Origin of the sequence: Streptomyces antioxidans (genome assembly GCF_000968685.2) — a bacterium.
Taxonomy (GTDB): domain Bacteria; phylum Actinomycetota; class Actinomycetes; order Streptomycetales; family Streptomycetaceae; genus Streptomyces; species Streptomyces antioxidans.
Genome location: NZ_LAKD02000047.1, coordinates 135,994 through 146,515 on the forward strand (window position 1 = coordinate 135,994; position 10,522 = coordinate 146,515).

Annotated in this window: 10 protein-coding genes; 5 read left to right on the plus strand and 5 right to left on the minus strand. The window is 72.2% G+C overall.

All coding sequences use genetic code 11. The annotated features are described in order from the left end of the window. Window positions 1-59 precede the first annotated feature (59 nt). Both VT50_RS19385 and VT50_RS19390 read right to left on the minus strand, forming a co-directional pair. Window positions 60-431, minus strand: a complete 372-nt coding sequence (locus tag VT50_RS19385) for a helix-turn-helix domain-containing protein (RefSeq protein WP_046087536.1) — start codon at window positions 429-431, stop codon at window positions 60-62. Further along, complete coding sequence (locus tag VT50_RS19390; protein WP_046087535.1) at window positions 428-679, minus strand: hypothetical protein; 252 nt, start codon at window positions 677-679, stop codon at window positions 428-430. The genes VT50_RS19385 and VT50_RS19390 overlap by 4 nt, the downstream gene beginning before the upstream one ends. A 139-nt stretch (window positions 680-818) precedes the next feature. Here VT50_RS19390 and VT50_RS19395 point away from each other — a divergent pair, with 139 nt between their 5' ends. Beyond that, window positions 819-1,523 (plus strand): hypothetical protein, encoded by a 705-nt coding sequence (locus VT50_RS19395; protein ID WP_046087534.1) that lies wholly within the window; start codon window positions 819-821, stop codon window positions 1,521-1,523. A 139-nt stretch (window positions 1,524-1,662) separates the two neighbouring features. Then, the gene (locus VT50_RS19400) at window positions 1,663-2,433 is read left to right on the plus strand and encodes a neutral zinc metallopeptidase (protein ID WP_046087533.1); all 771 of its coding nucleotides are present in this window, start codon (window positions 1,663-1,665) and stop codon (window positions 2,431-2,433) included. Window positions 2,434-2,504: 71 nt separating this feature from the next. Here VT50_RS19400 and VT50_RS19405 read toward each other — a convergent pair whose 3' ends face one another. Beyond that, the gene (locus VT50_RS19405) at window positions 2,505-4,229 is read right to left on the minus strand and encodes an AMP-binding protein (RefSeq protein WP_046087532.1); all 1,725 of its coding nucleotides are present in this window, start codon (window positions 4,227-4,229) and stop codon (window positions 2,505-2,507) included. A 73-nt stretch (window positions 4,230-4,302) separates the two neighbouring features. Then, window positions 4,303-6,081 (minus strand): AMP-binding protein, encoded by a 1,779-nt coding sequence (locus tag VT50_RS19410; protein WP_046087531.1) that lies wholly within the window; start codon window positions 6,079-6,081, stop codon window positions 4,303-4,305. Window positions 6,082-6,253: 172 nt separating this feature from the next. On the opposite strand from VT50_RS19410, the gene VT50_RS19415 reads away from it, so the two are divergent. From VT50_RS19415 to VT50_RS19425, 3 genes are all read left to right on the plus strand, one after another. Continuing rightward, a complete protein-coding gene (locus tag VT50_RS19415) occupies window positions 6,254-7,108 on the plus strand; it encodes a helix-turn-helix transcriptional regulator (protein WP_240529220.1) in 855 nt (284 codons plus the stop codon). Between the two features lie 343 nt (window positions 7,109-7,451). Next, window positions 7,452-8,624 (plus strand): magnesium and cobalt transport protein CorA, encoded by a 1,173-nt coding sequence (locus VT50_RS19420; RefSeq protein ID WP_046087529.1) that lies wholly within the window; start codon window positions 7,452-7,454, stop codon window positions 8,622-8,624. A gap of 144 nt (window positions 8,625-8,768) precedes the next feature. Continuing rightward, a complete protein-coding gene (locus VT50_RS19425; protein WP_046087528.1) occupies window positions 8,769-9,659 on the plus strand; it encodes a phosphatidylinositol-specific phospholipase C in 891 nt (296 codons plus the stop codon). A 65-nt stretch (window positions 9,660-9,724) separates the two neighbouring features. Here VT50_RS19425 and VT50_RS19430 read toward each other — a convergent pair. Next, window positions 9,725-10,522, minus strand: a 798-nt coding sequence (locus tag VT50_RS19430) for a glycoside hydrolase family 6 protein (protein WP_206269435.1), incomplete at its 5' end; no start/stop codon positions are given.

Sequence of the window (10,522 nt, forward strand, 5' to 3'; positions counted from 1 at the left end):
TTTGTTGAAAAATCCGCGTAACGAGGGGAGGAGTGATCAGCCCCCGACCCGAGGAACGATCAGTCCCCGTCCTTCTCGCGGTTGAGGTAGTTGTACACGGTGAAGCGGCTCACCCCGAGGGCCCCGGCGACCGTTTCGACCCCGTGGCGCACCGAGAACGCACCGCGCTGCTCTAGCTGGCGTACCACGGACTGCTTGGTCTTGCGGTCCAGGGTCGAGAGCGGTACGCCGTGGCGGCGCTGGAGGTCGGCGAGGATGCGGTCGAGCGAGTCCGACAGATGCGGCAGCCTTACGGCGACCACCGGACGGCCCTCCCAGGAGAGCACCACATCGTCGCCCCGGGCCCGGTCGGGCGCGATCATCTCGCCGCCCATGGCGTCGACGAGCGGCTTCACCGCGGCGGCGAAGGGGTGGTCGGCGGGTACGCTCACGCCTCGCCCTCCCCGAGGACGCTGACCTGGAGCGAGATCCGGGTGGCACCGGCCGTGAGGGAGCTGCGCAGCAGCCGGTCGACGGCCTCGAGCACCGCCTCGGCCCCGCCCTCGGCGGTGTTGCCGAAGGGGCCGACGTCCACGGCGTCCAGCGGGGCGGCCTGGACGGTCTCGCGGGCGGCCACGGCGTGCGGCGGCACCTCGTCGAGGTCGAACGGTTCGGTGGTGAACTCAACCCTCAATCTCACGCCGCCAACCTACTGCGTCCGGGCCTGACACGGCGCCCCCGCTACGGGGGACGGAACGCGCCAAGTCCCTCCCCGGCGCCGCCCGCTTCGGGGAGCATGGAGCGATACCGCGTCCGCCCTCCGCCCAGGGAGCGCCCCGATGACAGACCAGGTGCCGGTGCGTTGTCCCGCGTGCCGTCGCGAGCAGGCGTTCACGCCGCCCGCCTTCCCCTGTGCGTGCGGCGCCCCGGTCACCCTCCCCGTCCTCCGCGACGGCACTCCGGAGGAGCTTGGCCACCGCACCTGGGAGAACCTCTGGGTGGCGGTGAACTGCCCGTCCTGCGGCCATCAGGGCCACTGGCCGCAACCGGAGCTTGGCTGCGACTGCGGTGCGGTGGTCCGCGTCCCCGTCGCCGCCCCGCCGCCCCCGGCCGTACCGGGCACGGGGGCCGGGCCCGGCTGTCCGGCGGTGGCGCGCCCGGCCTTCCGGCCGGTCACGATCCGCACCGCGCGGGACGCGGTCACCGCCGCCGCGCGGTATCTGGACTGGCTCGGCTTCCACAGCCTGCGGCCCTCGGAGGACCGGGCCGCCTCCGGGGTGGACCTCCGCGGGACGGGCGTGGTGGCCCAGGTCGATCCGACCACCCGCCCCACCGGGCTGCGGGACATCGAGTGCCTGTGGCTGAACGGGCTCCACCAGTCGGCCATGAGCGTCTTCTTCTCGCTCGCGGGCTATGCCCGGGAGGCGCGGGCGCGCGCCGACGCGCTGCGTCTGCCGCTGTTCACCATGGATCTCACCGGCACTCCGCAGCCCGTCAACGACCCGGCCGACGTACTGATCCGGATGGGCCCGCCGGACGGCTGACCCGGACGGCCCTTGTGCTCATGACCGGGGAAGGCTTCCGTTGAGGGGCCGCCCTCCGGCCGAGGGGCCACCTTCCGCCCGAGGGGACGCCCTCCACCGTTCACCCGTCCCATCCGCCCGACCGGCCGGAGGCCGAACGATGGCTGTTCCGTGGTACCCGACGTCACGGCCGAGGTTATGGGCCGCTCCCGCCGCCGCCCTGGCCCTCCTCCTGACCCCCCTGGTGGCCGGATGCGGGGCCGGAGACGTGCCCCGGCCCACGGTGGAGAGCTCCTCGCCCGCGCCCGGCCCGCAGTCCGGCGAGCCCGCCCCGCCGACCGCCAGCGCGGGCCCCGACGGTGGAGGGAGCGTGGAGGAGGACATCCAGGCGGCGGTCTCCGTCACCAACGCCTACTGGCAGACCCACTGGTCCCAGCTGTTCACCGGCGACTACGGCCCGCCCAGGGTCGCGGGCGCCTACGACGGTGGCGCTCCCGGCGCCCCGGTGTGCGGCGACGCGCCCCTCCCGGACGACAACGCCGTGTACTGCCCGGACGGCGACTACATAGCGTGGGACATGGATCTGATGCGCTGGGGCCACGCGCGGGGCGACGCCTGGGTCTATCTGGTGATCGCCCATGAGTGGGGCCACGCCGTCCAGAACCGGCTGGACGCGGGACTGGTCGATCTGGCCCGTGAGCTCCAGGCCGACTGCCTGGCCGGGGCGGTCCTCTTCGGGGCCGCGCAGGACGGGACGCTCACCTTCGAGGACGGCGACACCGAGGAGCTGGCGGACGCCCTGACCGCGCTCGCCGACCGTACTCCGTGGACCGATGTCTCCGATCACGGCGACGCCTCCCAGCGGGTCTCCTACTTCAGCCGCGGCGCGCGATCCGGGGTGAAGTCCTGTCTGCCGAACGGGGTTCGGTGACGGGGACCGGCTGAGGCGCCTGGTGGCGCGGGGGTGTGGGCCCCTGCTGTGGTAGAGGGGCCCGCAACTCATCAGCTGGGCGCGGCCTGGGGCTCGGCCCGCTCGGCAAGCGTCTCCGATCTGGCCGGATCGGCCTCGGACCGGGTCTCGGGCAGCAGCTCCCTGGCGGCCGCCTCACGCAGCTCGACCTTGCGGACCTTGCCGCTGACCGTCATCGGGAAGGCGTCCATGAGCCGCAGATAGCGGGGGACCTTGTAGTGGGCGAGGCGGCCCCGGCAGAAGCGGACGAGCTCGTCGCGGGTGAGGGTCCTGGCGCCCTCGCGCAGGATGACGCAGGCCAGGATCTCCTCGCCGTACTTCTCGTCGGGCACGCCGACGACCTGCACATCCGCGACCTTGGGGTGGGTGTGCAGAAACTCCTCGATCTCCCGCGGATAGACGTTCTCCCCACCGCGGACGATCATGTCCTTGATCCGGCCCACGATCTGGACGTAGCCCTCGCCGTCCATCACCGCGAGGTCGCCGGTGTGCATCCAGCGCGCCGAGTCGATCGCCTCGGCGGTCCGCTCGGGCTCCTGCCAGTAGCCGAGCATCACCGAGTAGCCGCGGGTGCACAGCTCGCCGCGGGTGCCGTGGGGCACGGTCGCCCCGGTCACCGGGTCGACGATCTTGACCTCGACATGCGGCAGCACCCGGCCGACCGTCGAGGTGCGGCGCATGAGGTCGTCATCGGGCCGGGTCTGGGTGGAGACCGGTGAGGTCTCGGTCATGCCGTAGCAGATGGACACCTGCTCCATGTGCATCTCGTCGACCACCCGCCGCATCACCTCCACCGGGCAGGGCGATCCGGCCATGATCCCGGTGCGCAGCGAGCTGAGGTCGAAGGTGGCGAAGTCCGGCAGGGCCAGCTCGGCGATGAACATGGTGGGCACGCCGTACAGCGAGGTGCAGCGCTCCCGTTCGACGGCGGAGAGGGTGGCGACGGCGTCGAAGGTGGGGGCGGGGATGATCACGCAGGCGCCGTGGGTGGTGGCCGCGAGGTTGCCCATCACCATGCCGAAGCAGTGGTAGAAGGGCACCGGCACACAGATCCGGTCCTGGGCGGTGTAGCGGACCGTCTCCCCCACGAAGAAGCCGTTGTTGAGGATGCTGTGGTGGGAGAGGGTGGCGCCCTTGGGGAAGCCGGTGGTGCCGGAGGTGTACTGGATGTTGACCGGGTCGTCGCAGCCGATCCTGGCCTCGCGCTCGGCCAGCCGCCCGGGGGCGACATCGGCGCCCGCGCGCACCAGCATCTCCCAGGTCCGGTCGCCGATGTAGATGACGTCGCGCAGCGCGGAGCAGGCGGAGCGCACCTGCTCGACCATCCGGCGGTAGTCGCTGGTCTTGTGCTCGGTGGAGGCGACCAGGACCGAGATGCCCGCCTGCTGGAGCACATACCGCAGCTCGTGGACGCGGTACGCGGGGTTGATGTTGACCATGATGGCGCCGATGCGGGCGGTCGCGTACTGCAACAGCACCCATTCGGGGCAGTTGACGGCCCAGATGCCGACCCGGTCGCCCTTGGCGACCCCCTTGGCCATCAGCCCGAGCGCGACCTCCTCCACCGAACGGCCGAACTCGGCGTAGGTCCAGCGGCGGCCGGAGGGGACGTCGATGAGCGCGTCACGCTCGCCGTACAGCTCGACGGTACGGGCCAGCTGGGCGCCGATGGTGTCGCCGAGCAGCGGGAGGTCACCGACCCCACTGGCGTAGGAGAGCCCGGCTGGGCTCGGTGGGTCGGACGTCAGGTCGGTCATGGCAGCTCCTTGGTGTCACGGTCACGGACGCCTTCACGTTCGTGAGGGTGGGTCATCATATGAGCGTCAGTCGTCAGATCTCCTCATGAAACTCGATACCGCCCCCCTGTGCCGTACGTTCACGCAGCTCGATCCGGCGAATCTTCCCGGAAACCGTCTTGGGGAGGTCGGCGAACTCCAGTCGGCGGATCCGCTTGTACGGCGCGAGCACCGCCCGCGAGTGCGCGAACAGCGCCTTCGCCGTGTCCGGGCCGGGCTCCCAGCCCTCCGCGAGCACGATGTACGCCTTCGGCACGGCGAGCCGCACCGGGTCGGGGGCCGGGACGACGGCGGCCTCGGCCACCGCCTCGTGCTCCAGCAGCGCGCTCTCCAGCTCAAACGGGGAGATCTTGTAGTCGGACGCCTTGAAGACGTCGTCGGAGCGGCCGATGTAGGTGATGTAGCCGTCGGCGTCGCGCGAGCCGATGTCCCCGGTGCGGTAGTAGCCGCCCGCGGTGGCCTCGGCGGTGCGCTCCTCATCGCCCTCGTAGCCGGTCATCAGGCCGACCGGACGGCCCTCGGGGCCGGTGAGGTCGAGACAGATCTCGCCCTCCGTACCCGGCCGGCCGGTGACCGGATCGAGCAGGACGACCCGGAAGCCGGGCGTTGGCCGTCCCATCGAGCCCGGCTTGAGCGGCTGTCCGGGGCTGTTGGCCACCTGGACGGCCGTCTCGGTCTGGCCGAAGCCGTCCCGGATGGTCACCCCCCAGGCGCGCCGTACGTGCTCGATGACCTCGGGGTTCAGCGGCTCGCCCGCGGCGATGGCCTCCCGGGGCGGGGTGCGCAGCTGGGTGAGATCGGCCTGGATGAGCATCCGCCAGACGGTGGGCGGGGCGCAGAAGGTGGTGATGCCGCAGCTGTCCATCTCGGCCATCAGCCGGGCGGCGTCAAAGCGGGTGTAGTTGTGGACGAAGACGGTGGCCTCGGCGTTCCAGGGGGCGAAGAGATTGGACCAGGCGTGCTTGGCCCATCCGGGGGAGGAGATGTTGAGGTGGACATCGCCCGGTTTGAGCCCGATCCAGTACATCGTCGACAGATGTCCGATGGGGTAGGAGACATGGGTGTGCTCGACCAGCTTGGGGCGGGCGGTGGTGCCGGAGGTGAAGTAGAGCATCAGGGGGTCGGTGGCGAGGGTGGGCCCGTCGGGGGTGAAGGGCTCGTCGTCCCCTGCACGACCGTCCGTGGCACCGTGACCCCCGGCACCGCCGCCCGAGGCACCCCCGTCCGTGGCACCCCTCGCCGTGCCCGCCGTGCCGTCCACCGTGATGGCGGCGGTCCCCGCGTCCTCGTAGGCGAGCCAGCCCCCGGGCGCGCCGCCGACCGCGATCCTGGTGTAGTCCCCGGCCACGTCCGCGAACTTGCCGGTGTCCCCGGCCCGTACGATCACATGCCGCGCCCGGCCGCGCTCGATGCGGTCGGCGAGGTCGAGCGGCCCGAGCAGCGGGGTGGCGGGGATGACCACGGCGCGCAGCTTCATCGCGGCCAGCGCGGTCTCCCACAGCTCGACCTGGTTGCCGAGCATGACCACGATGCGGTCCCCCGCCCGCACCCCGTGCTCGCGCAGCCAGTTCGCGGCCCGGTTGGAGCGGCGGCGCAGCTCCTCGAAGGTCAGCCGGATCTCGCCGCCGTCCTCCTCCACGATGTGCAGGGCGGTACGGTCACCGGCGCGCCCGGCGATGCCGTCGAACCAGTCCAGGGCCCAGTTGAAGCGCTCCGGGCGGGGCCAGCGGAACCCCTCGTACGCCGCCGCGTAGTCCTCCCGGTGACCGAGCAGGAAGTCCCGTGCCGCGCGGAAGTCCTGGGCCGGATTCATTGGTGTCACTTGTCCTCCTGAAGGCCGTACCGCTCGCTAGCATCGTGCGACGGGTGATCTGAGTCTCACTACCCCCGGACGGGGGTGGCGCTGGATGCGGGAGGTGGCCGTGGCGGGATCGGACGGGGCGGGCTCGGGCGGGGCCGTTGACGTGCGGAGCACGCTGCAGCGGATGCGCCGGCGCGGTGGGCTGCCCGTCGCGTTCGGCGGGCTCTTCTCGGGCGCACGGCAGTTCCGGATCTCGGAACTCACCGGCACCACGACCAACTCCCTGCGGGGACTGGCCATCACACCGGGCAACGGCCTCGGTGGCAAGGTCCTCACCATGTCCAGGCCGATCTCGGTAGCGGACTACCCCGCCTCGCGGGCGATCAGCCATGAATACGACGCGGCGGTGGGTGCGGAGGGGCTGCGCTCGATGCTCGCGGTGCCGGTGGTGGTGCGCGGGCAGGTACGCGGGGTGCTGTACGGCGCGCTGCGCCAGCCGCTGGTGCTCGGCGACCGGGCGCTGAGCTCGGCCGTGGAGGCGGCGCGCGAACTGGAGCGGGCACTGGAGCACGAGCTGGCGCAGGAGCTGGCGGCGCGGGACGAGGCGCAGCGGCTGCTGGCGGAGGCGCGCCAGCGGCGGCTGCGGGGGCAGCCGCGGTGGGCACCGCCCGCGGAGGAGACCGATCCGGCGGTGTGGGAGGAGGTGCGCGAGGCCCATGGCGATCTGCGGGCCCTGGCGCACCGGGTGCCCGACCCCCAGCTGCGGGAGGAGATACTCACCGCCTGCTCCCGGCTGGCCAGGGCGTCCTCGGGAGGCGGCCGGGAGCGGGAGCGCCCGGGCGGGGTGGAGCTTTCGCCGCGCGAGGTGGATGTGCTGGCGTGCGTGGCCTCGGGGGCGACGAATTCGGCGGCGGCGGAGCGGCTGGGGCTGCGCCCTGAGACGGTCAAGAGCTATCTGCGGTCCTCGATGCGGAAGTTGGGGGCCCGCACCCGTCTCCACGCGGTGGTCGAGGCCCGCCGGGCGGGGCTGCTGCCGTAGGGGGCGTCCGGCGGTACGCGTACGCCTGCGGCGGGCTGCTCCCCTGCCCGCCCCTTCCCACAACCGGGGCTCCGCCCCGGACCCCGCTCTTCAAACTCCCCCAGCTACCGCTGGGAGGTGCCCCCTGGAGAGGCTGATTTTCAGGGCGTCCGGGGTCCAGGGGCGGAGCCTCCTGGTTCGGGAAGGGGCGGGTGGGGGAAAGCGTGGATATGCGGCTCCGCCGCGTGGTCCGCCGGACCGGGCCGGACGCCCAGCGGGCAGTCCGCCGCTCCTCCCAGGGCGCACGCCGACCATATGGGGCGATACCCTGCACTGAGGTCAGTGCAAGGTGAGGACCCCCTCTATGTCCGAGCGCCGTCGTGCCACGAAGCGCTACCCCTGGCGGCGCCCCGCCGGGGCGGGCCGGGCCGACGCCACCCCACGCCCCGTCCCGGGCCCGCCGCGCGGCGAGCCGCCGGCCCCGACGGCCGACGGGGCCCCGGCCGAGATCGACGAGCGGAGTGTGGTGGACGCCGCGGTGTACCGGGACGGCCGCCGGGTCGGCACTCCCGACTCGCTCGCCGCCACCTACCGGCGGCTGCGCGAGGAGACGGGCGCCATGGCGTGGATCGGGCTGTACCGACCGAGCGAGGCGGAGCTCCTGTCACTGGCCGAGGAGTTCGATCTGCACAAGCTGGCCATCGAGGACGCGATGGAGGCCCATCAGCGCCCCAAGCTGGAGCGCTACGGCGAAACCCTCTTCGTGGTGCTGCGCGCCGCCCGCTATCTCGACGCGCCGGAGGAGGTGGACTTCGGCGAGCTGCACGTCTTCGTGGGCCCCGACTTCGTCATCACCGTCCGGCACGGCGCGGCGCCGGACCTGTCGGCGGTGCGCACCCGGATGGAGTCCACCCCCGAGCTGCTGGCGCTGGGCCCCGAGGCCGTGCTGTACGCGATCCTCGACGCGGCCGTGGACGGCTACGCACCCGTCGTGGCGGGGGTGCAGAACGACATCGACGAGATCGAGACCGAGGTCTTCCGCGGCGACCCCGAGGTCTCGCGGCGCATCTACGAGCTCTCCCGCGAGATGGTGGAGTTCCAGCGCGCCACCCGTCCCCTGGTCGGGATGTTGCACGGGCTGATGGCGGGCTTCGACAAGTACGGCACCGATGAGGAGCTGCAGCGCTATCTGCGGGACGTCGCCGACCACGTCACCCACACCAGCGAGCGGGTGGACGGCTTCCGCTCGGCCCTCACCGACATCCTCGCGGTCAACGCCACCCTGGTGACCCAGCAGCAGAACGCCGAGATGCGGGCGCTGGCCGAGGCGGGCTTCGAGCAGAACGAGGAGGTCAAGAAGATCTCCGCATGGGCGGCCATCCTGTTCGCCCCCACCCTGGTCGGCACCATCTACGGGATGAACTTCACCCATATGCCCGAGCTGCACTGGGTGCTGGGTTACCCCTTCGCGATCCTGCTGATGGCGGTGGTGTGCGTCAGCCTGTACCTCATCTTCAAGCGCCGCGGCTGGCTCTGACGGCGTAACACCTCTCCGGCCGGACCGGCGGTTCAGGGAAATCCCTCGATGAACCGCTGATTCGGCCGCTTTCCGTAGCCCCCGCATGCCGTTTGTGCTTCGATGCCGCACGGCACCGGTAGGCGGGCGACGGGAGTGTGGGGCATGGACCGGCGAGGGTTCCTCAGGGGCGCGGCCGCACTGTCCACCGCGGGGCTGGTCACCGCCGTCGGCGGCACCGCGACGGCCACCGCGGCGCCGCCCAGGCCGACCGCCGCCCAGGACTGGCTGTCGGCCATCGCCGACGCCACTCCGGTGCAGCGGCTGACCCTGCCCGGAACCCACGATTCCGGCGCCCGCTTCGGCGGGCCGTGGACGGAGTGCCAGAACACCACCATCGCCGACCAGCTGGCCAGTGGCATCCGCTTCCTGGACATCCGCTGCCGCGCGTTCGACAACGCCTTCCCCATCCACCACGGCGCCTTCTACCAGAACCTCAACTTCGACGATGTGCTCGGCGCCTGCCGCTCCTTCCTCTCCGCGCATCCGTCGGAGACCGTGCTGATGCGGGTCAAGCAGGAGTACTCGGAGGAGAGCGCCGCGGAGTTCCGCCGGATCTTCGACATCTACCTGGACGACAAGGGCTGGCGCTCGCTGTTCCGCCTGGACAGCACCCTCCCCGCCCTGGGCCAGGCCCGGGGCAGGGTGGTGCTGCTCGCCGACTCGGACAACATGCCGGGGGTACGGTACGGCGACGGCGCGCTCTTCGACATCCAGGACGACTACATGGCGGAGCCGATCGGCAAGTACCCGAAGATCGAGGCGCAGTTCCGCAAGGCGGCGGCCGAGCCCGGCAAGCTCTTCGTCAACTACGTCTCCACCGCCGCCCTGCTGCCGCCCCGCTCCAACGCTGACCGGCTGAACCCGCAGGTGACATCGTTCCTCGAGGGCGCCGAGGCCCAGGGCTGGACCGGGCTCGGGATCGTTCCGATGGACTTCCCGAACACCGCGTCCGGCCTGGTCGACGCCCTCGTCCGGCACAATCCGGCGGGCTGACCGCCGGGCGGGCAGCAGCGGCCTTGAGGCGCCAGCGGCTGTGAGGCGTCAACGGCCGTGGGGCGTCAGCGGCCGCGGATCCGGCGGAAGGCGCTGACCGCCGGGTCCGCGTAGCGCACCAGCTCCAGCGCCTGCTCGGGGAACCACTGCCCCGCCTCGGGGTTGACGGTCCCGCGCACCGGGTCCAGGGGCCCGTCGGTGCCGCGCAGACAGCGCCCGTCCGACTCGCCCGGCGTCTTCACCCACAGCGCGGCGTCCATCAGGGCGTCGCCGGTGCGGGTGGTGGGGCGCCTGCCCAGGCCCCGGCCCGGCGGGTTGCACCATGGCTGCACATCGGGGTGCCGGTGGGTGGCGGGCCTCGGGGCCCAGGGGCCCTGGCCGTTGCGGCTGGTGTCGGTGACGTAGTGCTTCATCCGGGCCGGGTCGTCCGGTGCGTGGGCGCGCAGCCAGCGGCGGGCATGCCGCCGCGACCAGCTCTGCTCGGCGCAGTCCTCGGGGTCCCCGCCCTCGTCGGCGTAGGCGAGGCAGGAGGAGACCAGCCGTCCGTACCAGGCGCTGTCCTGGTCGGTCTGGTAGTGGGAGACATTGAGGGCGAAGCCGGTGGCGCGGTCGATCCCGGCCTTGATCAGCCGGGGCACGATGTCGCTGACGGAGTGCCAGCCGGCGTGGCCCGCGTCCAGGTAGACCGACGCGTTGCCGAGCGCGCCGAGGATGTCGACCGCGTAGTTGATCCCGGAGTAGCGGGCGGCGGTCTCCGGGTCCTCGACCACCGGGGTGTCGACGTCGCCGGTGTCGCTCACGTCCTCGGAGTCGGGGGTCACGGGGTCGGGGGTCACGGGGTCGGGGGTCACGGAGTCGGGGGT